The following is a 22,817-nucleotide window of genomic DNA, read 5'->3' on the forward strand; positions in this document are numbered from 1 at the left end:
GGGCTAATACCTGTTATTAGCCCTTTTAGCCACAACATGGCTAAAAATACATATTTACCTTTGCACTGCTAATAAGCTCAGATCCAGATAGCGGCCAAGATCACGTCGCTCTGTTACCGGAGAAGTGGCGAAATCCGTGATATGGGGAACCACTCCTAGTAACGGTGCGTTTATCATCCGTTTCAGTGTTACCAGGTATTCAGTTTGCCGCCGCCCTGCTGGTATCACCTCATTCGCCACCCAGCCGGCCAAAGGTACCCCCGCTTGCTCAATCGCCAAAGCCGTCAATAGTGCATGATTGATGCAGCCAAGTTTTACCCCAACAACCATTATCACGGGCAATTGTTCCTGCTGCACCCAATCGGCAAAAGTTGCCTGTGACGAAAGGGGCGTAAACCAGCCCCCTGCCCCTTCGACTAATATCCAGTCAGATGATTGCTCAAGTTGGCGCAAGCCTTGTGATAAGACCGGCAAATGAATCTCCTGCCCTTCACTGACACTGGCAATATGCGGCGAGGTCGCTTCTAGCAGTGTCAGCGGATTCACCTGTGTATAAGATAATATTTGAGTACTGTTCGCCTGTAATGCCAGAGCGTCACTGTTACGCAAGCCATCGGCCGTCATCTGGCTGCCAGATGCTACCGGTTTATAACCGGCGGTCTGGAAGCCTTGGAGGGCTGCGGCTTGCAACAATGCACAACTGGCAACAGTCTTACCGACATCGGTATCTGTGCCAGTGATAAACCAACGTCTAATCACGATAAATAACCCCATAAACTAAATGGTAACTCAGCGGGTAGTAACCCGATTGCATGCTATAAGCCTGCTGCAAGGCCATGAAGCGCTTGCGGCCATTCAACCCAGCCTTGCGCCCTTGATGTAAATGCGTGGCACCAATGCCCTGTAGCGATCGCATAAGGGCGATGACATTCGGAAACTGTTGCCGATATATCTGCGGTGTCAGGGTATGGCGATATTCCTGACAAGCCGCGCTGATATGCTTAAATGGGAGGAAATCGTTCACATGCCGCTTACCATCAACCTGTTGCCACGCCTGCCCCAATTCATCCAGCGAGCCGTCGGCCAGAGTGGAAAACAGGATGATCCCGCCAGGGCGAGTGACCCGATACAGTTCAGCCAGCGCCGCAGATAAATCGGTGCACCACTGCACAGCTAAGTTGCTAAAACAGATATCAACCGATTGATCTGACAGTGGAATACTCTCTATATCGCCTAGAAGGTAGTCATCAGCAGCTTTATGTTGGCGGGCGTGCTCCAACATGCCCGCAGCCAGATCCAATGCAATAACCTGCTTACCGCGCTCGCGCCAAAGGCGGCTGAAATGCCCAGTACCACAGCCAGCATCCAATACTGACATCCCCGGATGTTGCCCCCCAAGGGCCAACAGAACATCACCGGTTTCCCGTTGCAAATCGGCAGCGATATCGTAACTGCCTGCCGCTCGACTAAAAGCCGCTGCAATTGCTGATTTATTCACTGTTGGCTGATTTACTGCGGGTTTACTGGCTCTTGCTGGTGGTAAATTTTCAGTGACAAACGCCATGCAGCACCTCCAACAGACGCTCAATATCTTCACTCTCATGAGCGGCACTTAGGGTAATACGCAATCTTGCGCCACCGGGAGGAACTGTCGGAGGACGAATGGCGGTGACCCACAAGCCCGCAGCGCGTAGCTGTTCTGCCAATGCCACTGTTTGTTGATTGTCGCCGACCAATAGTGGCTGAATGGCCGTTTCAGATGCCCCTAATTGCAGCGGTAAAGCTGCCGCACCGCAGCGAAATTGTGTAATGCGTTGCTGGAGGCGTTGGCGCAAATCATCACCTTGCTGAATACGTAGTAGCGCGGCTTGCAGAGCACAGGCCTGCGCCGGTGGCATTGCTGTGCTGTAAATCAGGTGACGAGCATATTGCAGCAAGTATTCGGCTACCGGCTCCTGACATAACACCGCCGCACCACTCAAGCCAAACGCTTTACCAAAAGTCACCACCAGCAGTTCAGGTTTCACACCTTGCAACTCACAACTTCCCCGCCCTGCAGCCCCTCGCACGCCGATACCATGAGCGTCGTCTACCAATAACCAGCCCCTCGCCGCCGCCGTATGTTGCTGTATAGCTACTAGCGGTGCGCTGTCACCATCCATGCTAAAAACGCCTTCTGTCACCACCAAAGTTTGACCTGAACACGGCTTATTAAGCAGTTTATGCAGTGAATCAGGTTGATTGTGAGCAAAACGCCGAAGTTGCGCCGGAGAGTGCGTAGCGGCTTCCAGCAAAGAGGCATGGCTGAGTTTATCGGCCAAAATTCGGTCATCCGCAGCGGTCAACGCCGTCAATACAGCCTGATTGGCGGCAAAACCAGAGATAAACAACAAGGCACGCGGATAACCCAACCAGTCAGCCAATTGTTGTTCCAATTGAGCATGAGGCAAGCTATAGCCCGTAACATGACCTGAACCGCCGCTCCCCACGCCATAGCGCTGCGCCCCCTGTTGCCAAGCCGCAATAACCGCAGCATCCTGACTCAACCCTAAATAGTCATTGCTGGAAAAGTTGAGATATTGCTGCGCGCCAGTCTGTAACCAGCGCCCATTCGCCCCATTATTGACTTGACGGCAACGATAAGCGGCCGCCTCGTGCCGCTGTTGCAGGCCGAGATCTATTTTGTTCTGCCAGCTCATCAGTGGGCCGCGTTATAAAATTGAACGGAGTCTTCGGGCAAGGAATCACTATGCAATAATTGCTCGGTCAAAGCCTGTTGCTGTTCGCGATCACCGTGCTGTGTTGCGGTTTGCTGCGGGTTCAGCCCCAATTTACGGAATAGCTGTAAATCTTTATCTTCTTCCGGATTCGGTGTGGTGAGTAATTTACAGCCGTAGAAAATGGAATTAGCTCCAGCCATAAAGCACATAGCCTGCGTTTGTTCATTCATCTGCTCACGGCCAGCAGAGAGCCGCACATAGGAAGTGGGCATCATAATGCGGGCGACCGCGATGGTGCGAATAAACTCGAAAGCATCCACATCGTCGTTATTTTCCAGCGGTGTACCTTTCACTTTGACCAGCATGTTGATCGGCACGCTTTCTGGTGGTTTCGGCAAATTAGCCAGTTGCACCAGCAAGCCGGCACGGTCACGAACGGTTTCGCCTAGCCCAACAATTCCGCCGGAACAGACTTTTATCCCCGCATCGCGCACTTCGCTTAAGGTATCAAGCCGCTCCTGATAACTGCGGGTGGTGATGATGCTGCCGTAGAATTCCGGCGAGGTATCCAGATTGTGGTTGTAATAATCTAGTCCGGCGTCTGCCAAACGGTGAGCTTGCTGCTTATCCAAAGTCCCCAAGGTCATGCAGGTTTCCATGCCCATCGCCTTAACGCCTTCGACCATTTTTTCCAGATAAGGCATATCGCGCTCATGCGGGTTTTTCCAGGCCGCTCCCATACAAAAACGGGTTGAACCCGCAGCTTTGGCTTTTTTCGCAGATTCCAGCACTTGCTCAACCTGCATTAACCGCTCACTTTCCAGCCCGGTCTTGTAACGCGAGCTTTGTGGACAATATTTGCAATCTTCCGGGCAAGCGCCGGTTTTAATCGACAACAAAGTACTGACTTGAACCTGGCGTGGATCAAAATGCTGACGATGAATCTGCTGAGCTTCAAATAATAAATCCAGCAACGGTTTTTCAAACAGGGCCTGGGCTTGCCCGACTGTCCAGCGAAGATAATTTGCCATTACGGCTTCTCCAAAGAAGAGAAAAAGTGTCGTCAGTGTAAATAAACACGATATACTGTCAACCATTCTTGCATCATTTTGGTTTACAATAAATTCTCATGACACATTCTGACCTGGCTTTTGATCAACGCCACATCTGGCATCCCTACACTTCAATGACCGACCCATTGCCCTGTTATCCGGTAGTTGCCGCCGAAGGTGTTGAGCTGCAACTGGCCGATGGCCGACGGCTAATTGATGGTATGTCGTCATGGTGGGCGGCGATCCACGGATACAACCATCCGGCACTGAATCAGGCGGCACATCAGCAGTTGGATAAGATGTCACATGTGATGTTTGGCGGTATCACCCACCCGCCAGCGGTGAAGCTTTGCCAACAGTTGGTCGCCATTACCCCGCCAGCGCTGGAATGTGTGTTTCTTGCTGATTCTGGCTCGGTGGCGGTCGAGGTTGCGCTGAAAATGGCATTACAATACTGGCAGGCAAAAGGGGAACGGCGGCAGCGGATTTTGACCCTGCGCCACGGCTATCATGGCGATACCTTCGGCGCGATGTCAGTGTGTGATCCGCAGAACTCCATGCACAGTTTGTATCAAGGTTATTTAGCCGAAAATCTGTTCGCCACCGCACCACAAAGCCGCTTTGATGAGACATGGAACCCGGAAGACATCACCGATTTTGCTGCAATGATGGCAAAACACGCCGGTGAGATTGCAGCGGTGATTTTGGAGCCCATAGTGCAAGGCGCGGGCGGGATGCGTATCTATCACCCCGCCTATCTGCGTGAGGTAAGGGCCTTGTGCGATCAATATAATATTTTATTGATCGCTGATGAAATCGCCACAGGATTTGGCCGCACCGGTAAACTTTTTGCCTGTGAACACGCGCAAATCGTGCCGGATATTCTCTGTTTAGGTAAGGCACTGACGGGGGGCTATTTGACTTTATCCGCCACACTAACCACCCGAAAAGTGGCAGAAACCATCAGTAACGGTGATGCTGGGTGCTTTATGCATGGGCCGACATTTATGGCAAATCCGTTGGCTTGCGCGGTGGCTTCGGCCAGCCTGAGTCTATTGGCAGAGAATCGCTGGCAACAGCAAGTGGCTTCCATCGAAATTCAATTGAAACAAGTGCTTTTACCATTGGCAGAGCATAAAACAGTCGCTGATGTGCGGGTATTAGGGGCTATCGGAGTAGTGGAAATGAAGGAGCCAGTTAACGTCGCTCGACTGCAACGCGGTTTTGTCGAACAAGGGGTGTGGATCAGGCCTTTTGGCAAGCTTATTTACCTGATGCCACCTTATATTGTTTCGCCAGAAGCATTAACCCGACTGACAGATGCAGTGGCTTCTGCCGTGAACAGCGCCAATTAGAAAAATGACCTTATTGGCGTCATTGTCGCAGTCAGTTTGGATGCGGACAGCGCACAGTAACCGGAGCGTACAAAAAGTACGTGAGGATTACGAGCACTGCCCAAATTCAAAATGGCAAGTAAAATAGCCTATTTCGCCAAAATGCTGACCCACATTGGGCCTTTCCCAACCGGATAGCGCTTGAGGGTTGTCAACTCACCGCTAGTCTGATCGATACGATATACTTCGATATGATCGGATTTCTGGCCGGAAGAGATCAGGAACTGGCCGCTGTGGTCAATATTAAAGCCACGCGGCTGGGCTTCAGTCTGATGATGCCCCACCAACGCAATCTCACGACCATCTTCAGAAACACTAAAAATACCCAACAGACTGGCAGTACGATCGCTAATGTACAAATGGCGGCCATTTGGCGTGATGTGGATATCAGCTGCCCAACGGGTGTCAGTAAAGTCGGCAGGCATGGCATCCAATGTTTGAATGATCTTATATTCCTGGCCGTTATCGCTGATTTGGTATACATCAACCGAGCTATTCAGCTCATTGACACAATAAGCGACCTGCTGATTAGGGTGGAAAGCCATATGGCGTGGGCCAGCACCGGCGGCAACCGTCACATCAGACTGCGCATGTGGCGTCAATTTGCCCTCGGTACTCAAATCAAATAAGCGCACTTTGTCTTCTTTCAGACAAGGCACCAGCAGGATTTGATTGGTTGGGTCAATATTTGCTGAGTGGGGTGCGGGTAGATCCTCAAGTTGCTGAATAGGCGCTTGTACCACACCATGTTCATCAATAGGGCTGATACTGACACAATTGAAACTGTAAGAAGCAGAGAACAAGAAACGGCCTTGCAGATCCGTCCCTATATGAGTTGGACTACCTGGCAATGGTGCCATACCCGCAGCAGTCAAGGTGCCATCATCGGCAATATTATAGCTAACGATGCCAAAATCAGGGCGAACGCCAACATACAAATGGCGCTGGTTCGGGTTGATTGTCATCGGCTGCACCTGGCCCGGTACTTCCACCGTTTGCAGTAAGGTTAATTCACCGGTGGAACCTAATTGCCAGACATGGATCTGCTGACTGTCTGGGCTTGCCACGTAAACCACTTGCTTCATCTTTACTCCTTAGTCGAGCCCATTATACTCGTCATACTTCAAGCTGCATGTGTGTTGGCTTCGTTCGATCACCCGACTCATTGACTGGCCGGGACTCACTTGCTTGCCGCCTTATTGCAACTCGAATTATTTAGAATATAGGCAACTTTCATTGGCCGAATTTGTCTTTCCAAACAAACCCAGCACTTAACACAATTGCAAAATTGCGAATAATTTAGCCTAGCTTACCTGACTGAGCAGACATAACAACAGCCCACCATCGTGAAGATCAAAACTTATTCTGCTTATTTTTAGCCGTTGATGCGGGTGCTTACCCAGTCAGGTTTAATCAACTGCTTATCCGGTGTACCATCAGAAAATACTATGCAAACATATTATTTCTCGCCTGGGATTAGCATCACTATGACATACCGTATTATTGCATTGGATTTGGATGGAACGCTGCTGGACAGCAAGAAACGTATTTTGCCTGACTCTTTGTCCGCACTGGCGCAAGCCCGCGCTGAAGGCGTCAAGGTTGTGGTCGTCACAGGTCGCCATCATGTGGCGATTCATCCGTTTTATCAAGCGCTTGAACTCGACACGCCAGCGATTTGCTGTAATGGTACTTACATATATGATTATCAAGCCAAAAAAGTTTTAGATTCCAACCCATTAGAACCTCAGCAGGCCGTTCAGGTATTACAGTTGCTGGAGCAAAGTGATATCCACGGGCTAATGTATGTCGACGATGCGATGCTTTATCAACAGAGTAGCGGGCATGTCGTTCGCTCGCTAAGTTGGGCCGAGTCATTGCCGGTGGCCCAACGTCCGACCCTGCTTCAGGTCGATAGCTTGTTAGATGCCGCCCACAGTGCTAATGCTATTTGGAAATTTGCCACTTCCCATGCTGATATCGACCAGCTAAAAGCATTTGCAACCAAAGTAGAAGATGAAATGGGGCTGGCATGTGAATGGTCGTGGCATGATCAGGTGGATATCGCTCAAGCCGGAAATAGTAAAGGGATGCGCCTACAACAATGGGTCGAATCTCAAGGTTTGAGTATGAAAGACGTGGTCGCTTTTGGTGACAATTTTAATGACCTGAGCATGCTTGAGAGCGCCGGTTTAGGTGTAGCGATGGGCAACAGCGCTGATGCCATCAAACAACGGGCCGACCTGGTGATTGCCGATAACGAACAACCGGGCATTGCGGCGGTTATCCGCCAGCATGTGTTGGCTTGATAGTTTAGTCAAAAGAGTACAATTACTCTGTTAGACCAGCTTCAGACAACTCATAAAGCTGAATCAAGGGGAAACACTCTGTTGGGGTCGTAACGGCGTAAGCCGTCGGAGCGCCCCTAGGAGTGGTCGACCCTTGACTAGCAGAAGTTAGTGGCAGAACGTTTCACACACTCAATTCTTACGATTAAACGATACACTTTTTATCTGTGCATACACCCACTGACCGGGTTTCAGCCCCAGTTCATCCCGCGCCCACGGCGTAATTCTTGCCCATAACCATTGGTCGCCAACAGCCAGTTTGACATCAATCTGCCCATCAACTTCGAGGCATTCGGCTATTTTGACTGGCAAAATATTGCGAATACTGCTGTTTTGCGGTGGCTGTAATACCAATGAGACATCGGCCGCATTTATCCGGATGCGCATTAGTTCACCCTCTTGCGCCTCCAGCTTTCCGACCCATAACCGCTGGTCGTTTAATGCCAGTGCCGTCATCGCGTAACGATCATGATGACCAATGACACTCACTCGCAATATGCTGCTCGGCTCTTCACGTTGCAGCCACGGACGCAATGCACTACTGGCCCACACCTCTTCCAAGCCACCAACAGCACGGACTTTACCTGCATCCATCACCACCACTTGATCTGCCAAACGTAAAATCTCATCCATGCTGTGGCTGACATACAATATCGGTGTATTGACGTCTTGCGCCAACCGCTCCAGATACGGCAACAGCTCACGCTTACGCGGTAAATCCAGTGAGGCTAAAGGCTCATCCATCAACAACAGCTCAGGAGCTGTGAGCAAAGCACGGCCAATCGCTACCCGCTGCTTTTCGCCACCAGAGAGGGTTAGCGGGAAGCGCTCTAATAACGCCTCGATGCCCAATAACCCCACAATGGTATCAAACTGCCTACGCATTGACGGGTTCATACCATATTGCAGGTTACCCATTACGCGATAATGGGGGAACAAACGCGCATCCTGAAAGACATAACCTACCCGCCGTTTTTCCGGTGGCAGATAAATATTCTGTTCTGCATCCACCAGCACCCGACCATTAAGTACAACTTTGCCTTGCTGCGGGCGAGTCAGGCCACCAATCACATTGATCAGCGAGGTCTTACCGGCTCCTGACAAACCAAAAATAGCGGTGATGCCTTGGGCGGGTAAATTAGTGCTCACTTGTAAATGCAAATCACCCAGTTGTTGGCTGAAATCCAGTTCTAGCATGATACCCCCATGCGCTTTTTACCCCAACGAGCCAGCCATTCAGATAACAACAGAGAAACCAGCGACAGAATAATGGCGATAATACACAGCCGCGCCGCCGCTGCTTCAGCGCCGGGCGTTTCAATCAAGGTGTACATGGCTAATGGAATGGTGCGGGTTTCGCCGGGAATATTGGAAACGAAAGTGATGGTAGCACCAAATTCCCCTAGCGAACGGGCAAAAGAAAGTACCGTACCGGCAATCACACCCGGTAAAGAAAGCGGTAACGTGATGGTGAAAAACACCCGCCACGGGTTTGCTCCGAGAGTACGTGCAGCTAGCTCCAGACGGGTATCGACCGCTTCCAACGCCAGACGGATAGCCCTGACCATCAATGGGAAAGCCACCACCGCCGAGGCCAATGCCGCGCCGCGCCAACTGAAACTGAAATTAATGCCAAACCAGCTATAAAGCCACTCACCAATAAAACCGCGGCGGCCCATGCTTATCAGCAGCAAATAACCAATAACCACTGGCGGCAGCACCAGTGGTAAGTGAATAATGCTATCTAACAAAGACTTACCGGGGAAACGGCAGCGCACTAAAATCCATGCCATCAAAATACCTAACGGCAAACTGCACACTACCGCCACACCGGAAACCTTCAGGCTCAGAATAATGGCCTGCCACTCATACTCACTCAATATCATTAGCGTGTAGTAAATCCATATTTTTCGAAAATAATAGCCGCTGCCGGGCTTTTCAGGTAATCATAAAAAGCAGTAACGGTAGGATTTTCATGACCCTTAACAATCGCCATTGGGTATTCAACCGGCTTATGACTAGCTTCCGGGAATACCCCTACAACTTTCACTTTATCGCTGGCTATAGCATCTGAGCCGTAGACGATACCCAGTGGCGCCTCTGCCCGTTCAACCAGTGCCATAGCACTGCGCACGTTATTGGCGCGAGCCATTTCTGGGGCTAAAGTTGTCCAGGCACCTAAATTCTCCAATGACTCTTTGGCATAAATCCCAGCAGGAACATGATCAGGATCGCCAACAGCCAGACGCCCCCCCTCTAACAATTTCTTCCAATCTGTTTTTTTATCAATCTCAACTTTGGTAATTTTGCTGTCTTTTGGCGCAATCAATACTAACTCATTACCTAACAGGGTATAGCGGGTGTTAGCAACCATTTGTTGCTTATCAATGGCATAATCCATCCATTGCTGATCAGCTGAGATAAACAAGTCAGCCGGAGCACCCTGCTCAATCTGGCGTGCCAGAGTAGAGGATGAAGCGTAAGAAGCCACCACATCAACTTGCTTCTCTTTTTTATATTGTACCGCGATATCTTGCAGCGCATTAGTCAAAGAGGCAGCTGCAAAAACTGTAATATCCGCCGCCATGGCAGAACTGGAAAATGCTGCCAGCAACGCTGCACTCGCAACCCATTTATTCACTTTACCGTATTGATTCTTCATCTTGTTCTCCGCATGAGTTATACCGCTGTATACTTTGAAATATAACGTAACATCATGGGCAGGTCATGCAATTTATCGGCAAGATGTGAGGTATCTTGAGTTGCTACAAGAGAAGTGAAGATAATGAAGCAAAAGATAAAAACGAAAATGCCCAGCGTCAATACGCCAGGCATTTATGAAATAGAGACAATTGCGTTAGAAACAGCAACTATCTAATTAAGAGCGTTCTTTCGTGTGACCCGTTTTAGAGATGATGTTAAACACCTCACCCAGGCCATAGATCATGCCCAAAATCACTGCCATCACTACGGGTACCATGACCACAGCAAAAAGCAGGCTTTTCAAAAGATCTAACATACTAACCTCTCATGACTACTTTATAGAGCGATAACCTACGTTATCACAATAACCAATAGATATCATTCTGTGTAAATTATATAAGCAATGAATGAATGCGGTTATTCTAACCCACACGAAAAGAATGTAACCTGCCAAACGTGCGATTGGGCGTTAGCGCTACGCACTTGATGTTTATTAGATACATACCGACTGTTGAGTCACAATACGCGTTTCCCGCTGGAGCTAAAAATCATGCAGGCCGAAATCCTACTCACTTTAAAACTTCAGCAGCGACTGTTTGCCGATCCACGACGTATCTCATTACTCAAACAAATACAAAATACCGGTTCAATCAGTCAGGGCGCGAAACTCGCGGGTATTAGCTATAAAAGCGCCTGGGATGCCATCAATGAAATGAATACATTAGCTGAAGAAACACTGGTCGAGCGGGCAACCGGCGGCAAAGGTGGCGGTGGCGCTTCCCTGACTCGCTATGGTGAGCGTTTAATTCAGCTCTATGATTTGCTGGCGCAAATTCAACAAAAAGCATTTGATGCTTTAAAAGACGATTCGATGCCACTGGATAGCTTGCTGGCCGCCATTTCTCGTTTCTCTCTGCAAACCAGCGCCCGTAACCAGTTCTTCGGTACGGTGATAGAGCGTGACCATCAGCAGGTTCAGCAACACGTCAATATTCTGTTATCCGATGGGAAAACCCGTTTATCTGCCGCAATCACCCAGCAAAGTGCTGATCGGCTACAACTTGTGGCGGGTAAAGAAGTGTTGGCATTGATTAAAGCGCCCTGGATAAAACTTATCACTGATCAAGCGCTCGCGGGGGCGGCGGATAACTCTCTGCCAGGCACCGTTAGCAGTATTGAGCCGGGTAATGAACACAGTGAAGTTATCGTGACGTTAGCCGGAGGAGCCACTCTCTGCTCGACACAAAATAACAGCGAATTGCACAAACTGAATTTGCGCGTGGGAAGTGATGTTATTGCCCAGTTCAATGCTGATCGTGTCATCATCGCCACACTATGTTGAGTAATTCATGTTAGTTATCAATCACAGGTAAGCATTTACCTGTTGACATTTTGTCCCTTCCCGCCTATTCCTACACATATTATTGTGTTGCAGAATATGGGAAAGATGATGTCTGAATTGCAAATAGCGCAAGGTTGTTTTCGTCTAAGCGACACCCGGACACTCATCTTGCCAGAGTTACGTATCTCGTCTGGTGATAAGCAGCAGACAAGCGATAGCTGGGCATTTGTTGGTGCCAATGGCAGTGGTAAATCGTCGCTTGCCAAAGCCTTAGCAGGAGAACTTATCCTGCTAAGTGGCAGTCGCCAGAGCAATTTCAACCATATTGTCCGTTTGTCTTTCGAGCAACTGCAACAGTTAGTTAGTGAAGAATGGCAGCGTAATAATACCGATTTACTAAGCGCCGATGAAGATGATACCGGGCGCACTACGGCCGAAATCATCCAGGAAGCATTCAGCGATCCGCAGCGCTGTCAGCAACTGGCAGAACAATTTGGCATTAGCCACTTACTCTCACGTCGTTTTAAGTATCTTTCGACCGGTGAAACTCGCAAAACATTGTTATGCCGGGCACTGATGCCACAACCCGACCTGTTGATTCTGGATGAGCCCTTTGATGGTTTGGATGTAGCTGCCCGTGCGCAGTTGGCCAGCATGTTGTCCACACTTTCAGCGCAAGGCGTCACGCTGGTTTTAGTGCTTAACCGCTTTGACGATATTCCCGATTTTGTACAATACGTCGGCGTACTGGCGGATTGCCAGTTGACTCATACCGGCCCACGCCAGCAGATCCTTTCCCAGGCGCTGATTGCTCAACTGGCACACAGCGAAAACCTTGAGGGATTATTACTGCCAGAAACGGAAAACCCACAGCAGCAAATTCATTTATCGCAAGACAATCCACTGATTATATTGAAAAATGGAGTGGTGAAATATAATGACCGCCCTATTTTGCATAACCTGAACTGGCAGGTGAATCCAGGCGAGCATTGGCAAATTATCGGCCAGAATGGCGCCGGGAAATCAACCTTACTCAGCTTAATCACAGGTGACCATCCACAAGGTTACAGTAATGATTTAACCCTGTTTGGCCGCCGTCGTGGCAGTGGGGAAACCATCTGGGATATTAAACGTCATATCGGTTATGTCAGCAGTAGCTTGCATTTGGACTATCGGGTCAGTACCAATCTGCGCACGGTGATTTTATCGGGCTTTTTCGATTCAATTGGTATTTATCAGGCTGTATCAGACCGGCAGCAGCAACTTACCGATGAATGGCTGGCGTTACTGGGGTTATCTGCAATGACGGCCGAACAGCCTTTCCATAGCTTATCGTGGGGGCAACAGCGCTTAGCCCTGATCGCCAGAGCGCTGGTAAAACACCCTGCTCTACTGATTCTCGATGAGCCATTACAAGGGTTAGATCCACTTAACCGATTGTTAGTGCGCCGTTTTATTGATGTGATGATCAGTGAAGGTGAGACACAATTGTTGTTCGTTTCTCACCACGCAGAAGATGCACCGCAATGCATTACCCACCGGCTAACCTTTATTCCTGATGGCGATATTTATCAATATCAACAGGAAAAATTGCCCAGCCAAATGAGAACAGCATAGTTATATTATAATATTTGGCTTATCAAATAATGAGAACTTTTCTCAACTGACGTGAGTTTTATCCCCAATCACTTATGCTACTATCGCCACCGTCAGCCATCATTCAGGTTGACGGTGGATAATGTTTATAGCTTATTCATTTTATAATATTTTTAAGATTGAATAACAAAGGGATGACCTATGTGGGGCGTACTTGCTGCATCACTGCTTTTCTTATCAATTAACCGGGTACTTTCCCTGTTTTTGTTGGCTTTATCCTTATCTATTGCCCTTTATCACGGTGTTCTAACGTTACCCTCAGCGGCATTTCTGTTGCTGACACTGGCCGCTGCGCTACTACTAAAAAAATATCGTCAACAGAAATGGTTGGCCGCCGGATTAGAATTGCTCTTGGTGCTTGCTGCCATTGCCTTATTCCTGCACTTGATTCCGGGCTTTAACAACTTAAAAGTGTTAGATAACGTAAAAGTGGGGCCACTGAGCGCTGCCTTTAGTATGTATTACAATCTTGATAAGACACTGGTTCCCTTTATTTTACTCGCCTGCCTCCCCACCTTATTTGTTGCCAAAAAACATCTCTCAGTTAGCCGGCTCGGTTGGTTAAGTTTAATTGCCAGTATCCCTGTATTGTTACTGTTGGCGGTCGCGCTAGGCGGTTTGAAAGTTGAAATGCATACCCCGGTATGGATTGGCTCGTTTGTTATGGCCAATATATTTTTTGTTTGCCTGGCCGAAGAAGCGCTATTCCGTGGTTATTTGCAGCAACGTCTAAGCCAGTGCATCGGTAACTATCCTGCACTGCTGCTTACCGCGCTGTTGTTCGGTGCCGCACATTTTGCTGGTGGCGCGCTATTAATGGTGTTCGCTGCTCTGGCTGGGGTCATTTATGGTTTAGCATGGCTGTGGAGTGGCCGTTTGTGGGTTGCAGTGGCTTTTCATTTCGGCCTGAACTTAATGCATTTGCTGTTCTTTACCTACCCGCTTTACTCCACCCACTGATTTTTACAGGCAACACCCGATACCATTTTATTCTCCGGTATCGGGTCATAGCGTCATTAGCAGGACATTCCTGCTGAATGAATGGATGAGAACGCTACCACATTGGTTATCTTTGTTATGTCCGAGTTTTCTTGATTTTTTAGCCTATCCTTGTTCATTCCCCTGTATTTATACCCTCACAAAGATTAAGCTAGCTTAAAATTAAATGTAAACGATTCCATTATTGAGCCCAGATCACCTTTTCTCACATAATGGCATGCTATCTTTCTTAGACAAAAGTCATTCGAGGAGTGTTTTATGTACGTACTGGTAACGGGTGGTAGCGGTTACATTGGTAGCCATACCTGTGTGCAATTGATTGAAGCTGGTTATCAGCCAGTTATCCTCGACAATCTTTGTAATAGCAAATCCAGCGTATTAGCCCGGATACATCAATTGACTGGCTACACTCCTGAACTTTATCAGGGGGACATTCGTGACCGCGCCCTGCTCGATAAGATATTCGCCGCTCATCCTATTCACGCGGTCATTCATTTTGCTGGCTTGAAAGCTGTCGGCGAATCCGTCAGTAAGCCATTGGAATATTACAATAATAATGTTTTCGGCACCCTAGTCTTGCTAGAGGCGATGCGAGCGGCTCAGGTCAAAAACCTTATCTTCAGTTCATCTGCCACCGTGTATGGTGATCAGCCGCAAATTCCTTATGTTGAAAGCTTCCCGACCGGTTCACCTTCCAGTCCGTATGGCCGCAGCAAATTGATGGTTGAGCAAATCCTGCAAGATGTACAACGGGCTGATCCACAATGGAACATGACTATCCTGCGTTATTTCAATCCGGTTGGGGCCCATTCATCTGGGCTGATGGGAGAAGATCCACAAGGTATCCCTAACAACTTGATGCCGTTTATTGCCCAAGTTGCAGTAGGCCGCCGTGAATCATTGGCGATATTCGGCAATGACTATCCAACCCCTGATGGCACTGGGGTTCGCGACTATATTCATGTGGTCGATTTAGCTGACGGCCATGTTGCCGCAATGAAAAAGTTACACAATCAACCGGGTGTACATATTTTTAATTTGGGTGCCGGTGTTGGCCACAGTGTTTTACAGGTGGTCGAAGCATTCAGCAAAGCTTGTGGCAAACCCCTAGCCTACCATTTTGCGCCACGTCGTGAAGGTGATCTTCCGGCTTATTGGGCTGACCCCACCAAAGCAGCGGAACAACTGGGCTGGCGAGTCTGCCGCTCGCTGGACGAAATGGCGGCTGACACCTGGTGCTGGCAATCACAGAATCCTCAGGGCTATCCCGATTAAGGTATTGTTATGAACGATTTTAACCCTGTGGATCATCCACATCGCAGATATAACCCATTAAGTGGTCAGTGGGTATTGGTATCACCTCATCGGGCCAAGCGCCCCTGGCAAGGTCAGCAGGAGTCGCCTTCGACCGAGAATTTACCGGCGCACGATCCGGATTGCTTCTTATGCCCTGGCAATACCCGGGTAACGGGTGACGTCAACTCTGCCTATCAGTCAACCTATGTGTTTACCAATGACTTTGCCGCGCTGATGCCAGATACCCCCGATGCGCCTCAAAGTGATGATCCCTTGATGCGCAGCCAGAGCGCACGCGGCACCAGCAGGGTTATTTGCTTCTCACCGGATCACAGTAAGACATTGCCTCAGCTAACACTGGCAGCGCTGGAAGATGTCATCCAGACCTGGCAACAGCAAAGTGCCGAGTTGGGCAAAACATACCCTTGGGTACAAGTGTTTGAGAATAAAGGCGCGGCTATGGGCTGCTCGAACCCCCATCCACATGGGCAAATTTGGGCTAATAGCTTCCTGCCCAATGAAGCCGCACGGGAAGACCGCCTGCAACAGCAATATTTTCAACAGCATCAATCGCCGATGCTGCTCGATTATGCCGGACGCGAACAGCGTGATGGCAGCAGAACAGTGGTTGAAACTGAGCACTGGCTAGCCGTGGTGCCCTACTGGGCGGCGTGGCCGTTTGAAACCTTGCTGCTGCCAAAAGCTCATGTTTTGCGCTTAGAAGATTTATCGGATGAACAGCGCCGCGATCTGGCTATTGCACTGAAAAAACTGACCAGCCGCTACGACAATTTATTCTCATGTTCTTTCCCTTATTCAATGGGATGGCACGGCGCGCCTTATAACGCGGATGACAACACACACTGGCAGTTACATGCACATTTTTATCCGCCATTACTGCGCTCTGCATCTGTACGTAAATTTATGGTGGGTTATGAAATGCTAGCCGAAACCCAGCGAGACCTTACAGCGGAACAGGCGGCTGAACACCTGCGGGCAGTAAGTGATGTCCATTATCGAGAAGCCGGAGTCAAATAATGAGTTTAAAACAGCATACCCAGGCCATTTTCCACCAACAATTTAGCCAAGAACCTGACATCACTATCAAAGCTCCGGGCCGCGTCAATCTTATCGGCGAGCATACGGATTATAACGATGGCTTTGTGCTGCCCTGCGCCATTGATTATGAAACCGTCATCAGTTGCAGTAAACGTGATGATCGCCAGATACATGTTATTGCGGCTGATTATGACAATCAGCAAGATATATTCTCTCTGGATGAACCAATTGTTCCACATGCGCAATACCGTTGGGCCGACTATGTGCGCGGTGTGATAAAACACTTACAACTGCGTCATGCCGATTTTGGCGGTGCCTCACTGGTTATCAGCGGCAATGTCCCACAAGGCGCGGGCTTGAGCTCTTCGGCTTCTTTAGAAGTCGCCGTCGGCCAGGCGCTACAATCACTCTATCAGTTACCTCTGAGTGGGATAGAACTGGCACTCAATGGCCAGGAAGCTGAAAACCAGTTTGTCGGTTGTAACTGCGGCATCATGGATCAGCTGATTTCAGCACTCGGCCAGCAAGACCAAGCGCTACTGATCGACTGCCGCACACTTGAAACTCGCGCCGTCCCCATGCCAGAAAATGTCGCGGTGGTGATAATCAATTCCAACGTGAAACGGGGCTTAGTTGATAGCGAATACAACACTCGTCGCCAGCAATGTGAAACCGCTGCGCGTTTCTTTGGGGTTAAGGCCCTGCGCGATGTCGACCCTAACCTATTCTTCTCTATTCAGGATGAGTTAGATCCGGTGGTTGCTAAGCGCGCTCGCCATGTGATTACTGAAAATGAGCGCACCTTGGCAGCGGCTGATGCATTGGCGGCTGGCGATTTGAAATTGATGGGGCAATTGATGCACGAGTCTCATATTTCAATGCGCGATGATTTCGAGATCACAGTTCCGCCCATCGACAGCCTGGTAGATATTGTGAAATCCGTTATTGGGGAGCAAGGTGGTGTTCGTATGACTGGCGGTGGTTTTGGCGGCTGTATTGTCGCGCTAATGCCAACCTCGCTCGTCGAGCAAGTTCGTACGGCTGTAGCGCAGCAATATCCGGCATACAGTGGCGGCAGAACTGAAACCTTTTACGTTTGTCAGGCTTCACAAGGAGCGGGTTTATGCTGAAAAACGACGCTGCATCATCAAGCAGTGTTGACCAGTTAGCACCGGATGGTCACCCCTTTGAATTGACCGAGTTACATAATAAAACCGGCATGAGCGTGACGCTGATGGATTGGGGCGCTACCTGGTTATCAGCAATATTGCCACTAAAAGGGGGTGAAAAACGCGAGTTGCTGCTGGGCTGCCAAACTCCGGCTGATTATCTGCATCAAGCAGCTTATCTCGGCGCGACAGTAGGTCGCTACGCCAACCGCATTGCGAAAGCGCAAATCACAGTAGAGGGCGAAATCCTCCATCTGATACCCAATCAAGGCGAGAACCAACTGCATGGTGGGCCGGAAGGGTTCCATAACCGGCGCTGGAAAAAGGTTAAGCAAGATGAGAAGCAGGTCACTTATCAGTTACACTCTCCTGACGGTGATCAGGGCTTTCCCGGTAATCTAACCGCCGAGGTGCAGTATCTGCTGACCGAGGATAATCGGCTGGAGATTCACTATCAGGCGCAGGTTGATAAAACCTGCCCGGTAAATCTGACCAATCATGCTTACTTTAATCTCGATGGCGAAGGGAAAGACGTACGGGCGCATCGGTTACAGCTGTTTGCTGACCGCTATTTGCCTATCGGTAGTGATGGGATACCCACCGGTGGACTCGAAAGTGTTGAAAAAACTGGCATGGATTTCCGTCAAGCGAAAACACTGGCACGCGACTTCCTGCAAGACCGTGGTCAACAACGCGTGAAAGGTTATGACCATGCCTATCTTCTGCATCGCACTTGTGGCGCTACCGAAAGCCCTGCGGCGCACCTGTGGTCTTCTGATAATCAAGTTCAAATGAGCGTTTATACCACAGCACCCGCATTGCAGCTTTACAGCGGTAATTTCCTCGGTGGAACACCTGCGCGCAATGGCGGAACCTATGCCAGCTACACTGGCGTCGCTCTGGAGAGTGAATTTATGCCTGATAGCCCTAACCACCCTGAATGGCCACAACCTGATTGCTGGCTAAAACCGGGGAAAACCTACCGAGCAACCACCGTTTATCACTTTATCGCTCTATAGCGGATTGCCGCTACGGCGGCAATGCTAATGACATAAGATATAACCGAAACCTACCCTTATTGATAAACAGCATCTACGCTTAAGACATCTGTCAGGCGGCTATACTGGCACCTTGCTCGCCCTTTCAGACCCTAACGTTACTGAATAAACAGTGCTCAAATAAAGGGAACTCTTATGCGTCTAACTACACTATGGTTACTTTCAGCCGGATTACTACTCAGTGTGAATGCGATGGCGGCGGAAACAGCAAAAACCCCCTCACCGGCTCAAGCCGCGCAGCAGAAAAAAATGACCGATTGTAACCAACAAGCGACAACCCAATCACTGAAAGGTGATGATCGGAAGAAATTTATGAGTCAGTGTCTAAAAGCACAAGTTCATCCTGATGAAAAAGCCCTGACTCCACAACAGCAGAAAATGAAAAGCTGTAATGCCGAGGCAGCAACTAAAGAGTTAAAAGGTGACGCGCGTAAAACCTTTATGAGCACCTGCCTGAAGAAAGCCGCTTAATCTCCTCAGTCCTATGGGGTATTTAATACCCCATAGATTAATTGATTATAGATACAGCGGAATCGATTCAACCTGCGGCCTTACCTTCTGATAAAAAATTGGTTATGGTTAAACACTATCGATTGCTGTCTGCGGTCATCCCGCAATATAATGATAATAGTTATCATTGAATATACCCTGAATAATTCGAGTTGCAGCAAGGCAGTTAACATATATGCAGCTTGAAGTTGTAATCGGTATAAATTAGTCATCTGAGGAGTTCGAACTATGGCAGTAACAAAGCTGGTTCTGGTACGTCACGGCGAAAGTCAATGGAACAACGAAAACCGCTTTACCGGTTGGTATGACGTTGATTTGTCTGAGAAAGGCCGTACCGAAGCAAAAGCAGCTGGCAAGCTGTTGAAAGATGAAGGTTTTACTTTTGATTTCGCCTACACCTCAGTATTAAAACGCGCTATCCATACCTTGTGGAGCATCCTGGACGAACTGGATCAGGCTTGGCTTCCAACGGAAAAAACCTGGAAACTGAATGAGCGTCATTACGGCGCATTGCAAGGTCTGGATAAATCTGAAACTGCGGCTAAATACGGTGATGATCAAGTTAAACTGTGGCGTCGCGGCTTTGCTATCACCCCTCCAGCACTGGATAAAAGTGATGAGCGCTTCCCTGGCCATGACCCACGTTATGCAAAATTAACCGATGCCGAACTGCCAACGACTGAAAGCTTGGCTCTGACTATCGATCGCGTTATCCCTTACTGGGAAGAAGTGATCAAACCACGTATCGCCAGTGGCGAACGCGTTATCATCGCCGCTCACGGTAACTCTCTGCGTGCACTGGTTAAATATCTGGATAATCTGAACGAAGAAGAAATTCTTGAGCTGAATATCCCAACAGGTGTGCCATTGGTGTATGAGTTTGACGAAAACTTTAAACCAATCAAACACTACTATCTGGGCAACGCTGATGAAATCGCGGCTAAAGCTGCTGCGGTTGCCAATCAGGGTAAAGCGAAGTAATCATTCCTGATTAGTCGCATTAAAAAACCCCCGTACATCTCAGATGGCGGGGGTTTTTATTGATCAGCTATTGGCCCGAATGCAAAATGACAAGTACGATAGCCATATTTTACCAGTCGGCGTTATCATCGCAGGCAGTTTGGACGCGGACAGCGCGCAACAACCGGAACGTACACAAGTACGTGAGGATTGTGAGCACTGCCCAAATTCAAAATGGCAAGTACGATAGCCTACTGGCGGCGAGCTTTGACTGCATTTGATAACTGACGCAGCAACGCTTCTGTATCTTCCCAACCAATACAGGCATCGGTGACACTTTTGCCGTAAGTTAAGGGTTCGCCACTTTCCAGACTCTGACTACCTTCAACCAAATGGCTTTCAATCATCACGCCCATGATGGATTTTTCGCCCTGAGCAATCTGACGGCAAACATCCGTTCCTACTTCCATTTGCTTTTTGAATTGCTTACAGCTGTTAGCATGGCTGAAATCAATCATGATTTGTGGTTCCAGGCCAGCTTTGCTTAGCCCCTCTTTCACCGCAGCAACATGGGCGCTGCTGTAATTCGGCTCTTTTCCGCCACGCAGAATGATATGGCAATCATCGTTTCCGGCAGTATTTACAATCGCTGAGTGACCCCATTTAGTTACCGAGAGGAAACAATGTGGCGCACTGGCTGCATTGATAGCATCAATAGCAACTTTGATAGTACCATCGGTGCCATTTTTGAAACCAACCGGACAAGACAGGCCAGAAGCCAGCTCACGGTGAACCTGAGATTCCGTGGTACGAGCACCAATCGCCCCCCAGCTCATCAGATCAGCCAGGTATTGCGGGGTAATCATATCCAAAAACTCACCGGCAGCCGGTAAGCCGCTCTCATTAATATCCAATAGCAACTTACGTGCGATACGCAGACCATCATTGATGTTGTAGCTACCATCCATATGCGGATCGTTAATCAGACCTTTCCAACCTACCGTAGTACGCGGTTTTTCAAAATACACCCGCATCACCACTTCAAGCTCACCTTGCAGCTCTTCACGCAATGTCAGTAAGCGGGCCGCATATTCTTTCGCCGCCTGAGTATCGTGAATGGAGCACGGGCCAATCACTACCAACAAGCGATCGTCCTGAGCGCGCAAAATGTTGTGAATCGCAGTGCGGGTCTTAGCGACAATTTCTGCTGCATTAGCGCTGGCCGGAAACTTCTCTAGTAGGGCGACTGGAGGTAGGAGTTCCTTAATTTCTTTAATCCGTAAGTCATCATTCAGGTAATTCATAGCTCTTCCATTAAGTCTTGTGACGATCATCGCACAACATCTGTCTGTATTAATCTAGTTGAACCAATCTAACTGGTGAATTAGATGCTGTAAATCTACTTTATCGCATTAGAAGAGCAGTACAGATAAACAACAACATCGCTATTATCTATAATAAGCATCAATTATTGAATGAAATCCTATCAGAGATAACATAGATAGCTCTCGTTCTATGCTCAGTTTTTACCATTGAAGGATAAATATGTCTGCATCATCATTTTTTCCACAAGACGGCAACAGCAAGCGCCTGTTGATAGCTTTCGCTGTGACCACTCTGTTTATGGTGGTAGAAGCAATTGGCGGGTGGTTATCTGGCTCGCTGGCACTGCTGGCTGATGCCGGGCATATGCTGACCGATTCTGCCGCATTATTTATCGCACTAATGGCAGTACATTTCTCACGGAGGAAGCCGGATTCTCGCCATACCTTTGGCTATCTACGTCTCACCACGCTGGCCGCTTTTGTTAACGCCGCAGCTTTATTGTTGATTGTCGTACTGATTTTTTGGGAAGCGGTTCGGCGTTTCTTTACCCCACATGAGGTGATGGGAGTACCGATGTTAATCATCGCCATAGCGGGATTATGTGCGAATATTTTCTGCTTCTGGATACTTCATCGTGGCGAGGAAGAAAAGAATATCAATGTGCGGGCCGCAGCCTTGCATGTTATGGGTGACTTATTAGGCTCCGTCGGGGCTATCGTGGCAGCCGTAGTGATCCTGACCACTGGCTGGACACCCATAGATCCCATTTTGTCGGTATTGGTCTCTGTATTGGTGTTACGCAGTGCCTGGCGGTTGCTGAAAGAAAGTTTTCACGAACTATTGGAGGGCGCACCGCAGGAGATTGATATCAATAAGTTACGCAAAGATCTCTGTGCCAGCATCTATGAAGTGCGGGACGTCCATCACGTTCACTTATGGCAAGTCGGTGACCAACGCCTGATGACACTGCATGTTCAAGTGATCCCACCGCAAGATAATGATGAATTACTGCAACGAATTCAGCAGCATTTACTGCATCATTACCATATTGGTCATGCCACCATTCAGATGGAGTACCAGCACTGTAAGGCGCCAGATTGCGATATTAATCAAGCCGCCAGTGCAGAAGAGCACCATCATCACCATCATTGATGCCATCAGTCAGGCGAAGGCTCAGGGCACCCCGCCTGACTGACATTTCCAGCAGCAGTCATGGACCGAAATA

Annotated in this window: 22 protein-coding genes; 12 read left to right on the top strand and 10 right to left on the bottom strand. The window is 48.9% G+C overall.

Annotated features, from left to right (window positions below):
• Positions 1-54: 54 nt before the first annotated feature.
• Genes bioD through bioB form a run of 4 tightly spaced genes read right to left on the bottom strand, consistent with a single transcriptional unit; the run spans position 55 to position 3,751 of the window.
• Positions 55-759, bottom strand: a complete 705-nt coding sequence (gene bioD / locus ACF3VQ_RS14265; protein WP_392431772.1) for a dethiobiotin synthase — start codon at positions 757-759, stop codon at positions 55-57.
• Positions 752-1,564 carry a malonyl-ACP O-methyltransferase BioC gene (bioC, locus tag ACF3VQ_RS14270; RefSeq protein ID WP_392431774.1) on the bottom strand — a complete coding sequence of 271 codons (813 nt, stop codon included), beginning with the start codon at positions 1,562-1,564 and terminating at the stop codon, positions 752-754. The genes bioD and bioC overlap by 8 nt, the downstream gene beginning before the upstream one ends.
• Positions 1,548-2,699 (bottom strand): 8-amino-7-oxononanoate synthase, encoded by a 1,152-nt coding sequence (bioF, locus tag ACF3VQ_RS14275; protein WP_392431776.1) that lies wholly within the window; start codon positions 2,697-2,699, stop codon positions 1,548-1,550. Before bioF ends, bioC begins: the two co-directional genes overlap by 17 nt.
• Complete coding sequence (gene bioB, locus ACF3VQ_RS14280) at positions 2,699-3,751, bottom strand: biotin synthase BioB (protein ID WP_392431778.1); 1,053 nt, start codon at positions 3,749-3,751, stop codon at positions 2,699-2,701. Before bioB ends, bioF begins: the two co-directional genes overlap by 1 nt.
• A gap of 98 nt (positions 3,752-3,849) precedes the next feature.
• Between bioB and bioA the strand changes: the two genes are divergently transcribed.
• The gene (gene bioA / locus ACF3VQ_RS14285) at positions 3,850-5,127 is read left to right on the top strand and encodes an adenosylmethionine--8-amino-7-oxononanoate transaminase (RefSeq protein ID WP_392431780.1); all 1,278 of its coding nucleotides are present in this window, start codon (positions 3,850-3,852) and stop codon (positions 5,125-5,127) included.
• 128 nt (positions 5,128-5,255) lie between these two features.
• On the opposite strand, the gene pgl is transcribed toward bioA, so the two are convergent.
• The gene (gene pgl, locus ACF3VQ_RS14290; protein ID WP_392431781.1) at positions 5,256-6,251 is read right to left on the bottom strand and encodes a 6-phosphogluconolactonase; all 996 of its coding nucleotides are present in this window, start codon (positions 6,249-6,251) and stop codon (positions 5,256-5,258) included.
• A 402-nt stretch (positions 6,252-6,653) separates the two neighbouring features.
• Here pgl and ACF3VQ_RS14295 point away from each other — a divergent pair, with 402 nt between their 5' ends.
• Positions 6,654-7,475: a pyridoxal phosphatase gene (locus ACF3VQ_RS14295; RefSeq protein WP_392431783.1), complete on the top strand. Its 822-nt coding sequence runs from the start codon at positions 6,654-6,656 to the stop codon at positions 7,473-7,475.
• A 171-nt stretch (positions 7,476-7,646) separates the two neighbouring features.
• On the opposite strand, the gene modC is transcribed toward ACF3VQ_RS14295, so the two are convergent.
• The 4 genes from modC to ACF3VQ_RS14315 form a co-directional block, all read right to left on the bottom strand.
• Positions 7,647-8,711: a molybdenum ABC transporter ATP-binding protein ModC gene (modC, locus tag ACF3VQ_RS14300; RefSeq protein WP_392431785.1), complete on the bottom strand. Its 1,065-nt coding sequence runs from the start codon at positions 8,709-8,711 to the stop codon at positions 7,647-7,649.
• On the bottom strand, positions 8,705-9,400 hold the full coding sequence (modB, locus tag ACF3VQ_RS14305; RefSeq protein ID WP_392431787.1) for a molybdate ABC transporter permease subunit: 696 nt from the start codon (positions 9,398-9,400) through the stop codon (positions 8,705-8,707). The genes modC and modB overlap by 7 nt, the downstream gene beginning before the upstream one ends.
• Positions 9,400-10,176, bottom strand: coding sequence for a molybdate ABC transporter substrate-binding protein (gene modA, locus ACF3VQ_RS14310; RefSeq protein WP_392431789.1), 777 nt, complete (start codon positions 10,174-10,176; stop codon positions 9,400-9,402). The genes modB and modA overlap by 1 nt, the downstream gene beginning before the upstream one ends.
• 216 nt (positions 10,177-10,392) lie before the next feature.
• Complete coding sequence (locus tag ACF3VQ_RS14315; protein ID WP_005158974.1) at positions 10,393-10,533, bottom strand: AcrZ family multidrug efflux pump-associated protein; 141 nt, start codon at positions 10,531-10,533, stop codon at positions 10,393-10,395.
• A 234-nt stretch (positions 10,534-10,767) separates the two neighbouring features.
• Here ACF3VQ_RS14315 and modE point away from each other — a divergent pair, with 234 nt between their 5' ends.
• From modE to gpmA, 9 genes are all read left to right on the top strand, one after another.
• Positions 10,768-11,559 (top strand): molybdenum-dependent transcriptional regulator, encoded by a 792-nt coding sequence (gene modE, locus ACF3VQ_RS14320; RefSeq protein WP_392431791.1) that lies wholly within the window; start codon positions 10,768-10,770, stop codon positions 11,557-11,559.
• A gap of 108 nt (positions 11,560-11,667) precedes the next feature.
• A complete protein-coding gene (gene modF / locus ACF3VQ_RS14325) occupies positions 11,668-13,176 on the top strand; it encodes a molybdate ABC transporter ATP-binding protein ModF (protein WP_392435598.1) in 1,509 nt (502 codons plus the stop codon).
• Positions 13,177-13,356: 180 nt separating this feature from the next.
• Entirely contained in the window at positions 13,357-14,175 is an 819-nt protein-coding gene (locus ACF3VQ_RS14330) for a CPBP family intramembrane glutamic endopeptidase (protein ID WP_392431793.1), read from the top strand.
• Between the two features lie 297 nt (positions 14,176-14,472).
• Complete coding sequence (gene galE, locus ACF3VQ_RS14335) at positions 14,473-15,489, top strand: UDP-glucose 4-epimerase GalE (protein ID WP_392431795.1); 1,017 nt, start codon at positions 14,473-14,475, stop codon at positions 15,487-15,489.
• A 9-nt stretch (positions 15,490-15,498) separates the two neighbouring features.
• Positions 15,499-16,548, top strand: coding sequence for a galactose-1-phosphate uridylyltransferase (galT, locus tag ACF3VQ_RS14340; protein ID WP_392431797.1), 1,050 nt, complete (start codon positions 15,499-15,501; stop codon positions 16,546-16,548).
• Positions 16,548-17,699 (top strand): galactokinase, encoded by a 1,152-nt coding sequence (gene galK / locus ACF3VQ_RS14345; protein ID WP_392431799.1) that lies wholly within the window; start codon positions 16,548-16,550, stop codon positions 17,697-17,699. Before galT ends, galK begins: the two co-directional genes overlap by 1 nt.
• Positions 17,693-18,757: a galactose-1-epimerase gene (galM, locus tag ACF3VQ_RS14350; RefSeq protein ID WP_392431801.1), complete on the top strand. Its 1,065-nt coding sequence runs from the start codon at positions 17,693-17,695 to the stop codon at positions 18,755-18,757. The genes galK and galM overlap by 7 nt, the downstream gene beginning before the upstream one ends.
• Positions 18,758-18,931: 174 nt before the next feature.
• Positions 18,932-19,267: a PsiF family protein gene (locus tag ACF3VQ_RS14355; protein WP_392431803.1), complete on the top strand. Its 336-nt coding sequence runs from the start codon at positions 18,932-18,934 to the stop codon at positions 19,265-19,267.
• Between the two features lie 267 nt (positions 19,268-19,534).
• Positions 19,535-20,287, top strand: coding sequence for a 2,3-diphosphoglycerate-dependent phosphoglycerate mutase (gpmA, locus tag ACF3VQ_RS14360; RefSeq protein ID WP_019081130.1), 753 nt, complete (start codon positions 19,535-19,537; stop codon positions 20,285-20,287).
• A 230-nt stretch (positions 20,288-20,517) separates the two neighbouring features.
• Here the strand turns inward: gpmA and aroG are convergent, their stop codons facing one another.
• Positions 20,518-21,570, bottom strand: coding sequence for a 3-deoxy-7-phosphoheptulonate synthase AroG (gene aroG / locus ACF3VQ_RS14365; RefSeq protein ID WP_392431805.1), 1,053 nt, complete (start codon positions 21,568-21,570; stop codon positions 20,518-20,520).
• A 241-nt stretch (positions 21,571-21,811) separates the two neighbouring features.
• Here aroG and zitB point away from each other — a divergent pair, with 241 nt between their 5' ends.
• Positions 21,812-22,744, top strand: a complete 933-nt coding sequence (gene zitB / locus ACF3VQ_RS14370) for a CDF family zinc transporter ZitB (protein WP_392431807.1) — start codon at positions 21,812-21,814, stop codon at positions 22,742-22,744.
• The last annotated feature ends 73 nt before the right edge of the window (positions 22,745-22,817 follow it).

Origin of the sequence: Yersinia fenwicki, from assembly GCF_043099325.1 — a bacterium.
GTDB lineage: Bacteria > Pseudomonadota > Gammaproteobacteria > Enterobacterales > Enterobacteriaceae > Yersinia.

Coding starts and splice junctions, on each gene's coding strand:
- bioC (WP_392431774.1), bottom strand. CDS start 1,564: ATGGCGTTTGTCACTGAAAATTTACCACCAGCAAGAGCCAGTAAACCC.
- bioF (WP_392431776.1), bottom strand. CDS start 2,699: ATGAGCTGGCAGAACAAAATAGATCTCGGCCTGCAACAGCGGCACGAG.
- bioB (WP_392431778.1), bottom strand. CDS start 3,751: ATGGCAAATTATCTTCGCTGGACAGTCGGGCAAGCCCAGGCCCTGTTT.
- bioA (WP_392431780.1), top strand. CDS start 3,850: ATGACACATTCTGACCTGGCTTTTGATCAACGCCACATCTGGCATCCC.
- pgl (WP_392431781.1), bottom strand. CDS start 6,251: ATGAAGCAAGTGGTTTACGTGGCAAGCCCAGACAGTCAGCAGATCCAT.
- ACF3VQ_RS14295 (WP_392431783.1), top strand. CDS start 6,654: ATGACATACCGTATTATTGCATTGGATTTGGATGGAACGCTGCTGGAC.
- modC (WP_392431785.1), bottom strand. CDS start 8,711: ATGCTAGAACTGGATTTCAGCCAACAACTGGGTGATTTGCATTTACAA.
- modB (WP_392431787.1), bottom strand. CDS start 9,400: ATGATATTGAGTGAGTATGAGTGGCAGGCCATTATTCTGAGCCTGAAG.
- modA (WP_392431789.1), bottom strand. CDS start 10,176: ATGAAGAATCAATACGGTAAAGTGAATAAATGGGTTGCGAGTGCAGCG.
- ACF3VQ_RS14315 (WP_005158974.1), bottom strand. CDS start 10,533: ATGTTAGATCTTTTGAAAAGCCTGCTTTTTGCTGTGGTCATGGTACCC.
- modE (WP_392431791.1), top strand. CDS start 10,768: ATGCAGGCCGAAATCCTACTCACTTTAAAACTTCAGCAGCGACTGTTT.
- modF (WP_392435598.1), top strand. CDS start 11,668: ATGTCTGAATTGCAAATAGCGCAAGGTTGTTTTCGTCTAAGCGACACC.
- ACF3VQ_RS14330 (WP_392431793.1), top strand. CDS start 13,357: ATGTGGGGCGTACTTGCTGCATCACTGCTTTTCTTATCAATTAACCGG.
- galE (WP_392431795.1), top strand. CDS start 14,473: ATGTACGTACTGGTAACGGGTGGTAGCGGTTACATTGGTAGCCATACC.
- galT (WP_392431797.1), top strand. CDS start 15,499: ATGAACGATTTTAACCCTGTGGATCATCCACATCGCAGATATAACCCA.
- galK (WP_392431799.1), top strand. CDS start 16,548: ATGAGTTTAAAACAGCATACCCAGGCCATTTTCCACCAACAATTTAGC.
- galM (WP_392431801.1), top strand. CDS start 17,693: ATGCTGAAAAACGACGCTGCATCATCAAGCAGTGTTGACCAGTTAGCA.
- ACF3VQ_RS14355 (WP_392431803.1), top strand. CDS start 18,932: ATGCGTCTAACTACACTATGGTTACTTTCAGCCGGATTACTACTCAGT.
- gpmA (WP_019081130.1), top strand. CDS start 19,535: ATGGCAGTAACAAAGCTGGTTCTGGTACGTCACGGCGAAAGTCAATGG.
- aroG (WP_392431805.1), bottom strand. CDS start 21,570: ATGAATTACCTGAATGATGACTTACGGATTAAAGAAATTAAGGAACTC.
- zitB (WP_392431807.1), top strand. CDS start 21,812: ATGTCTGCATCATCATTTTTTCCACAAGACGGCAACAGCAAGCGCCTG.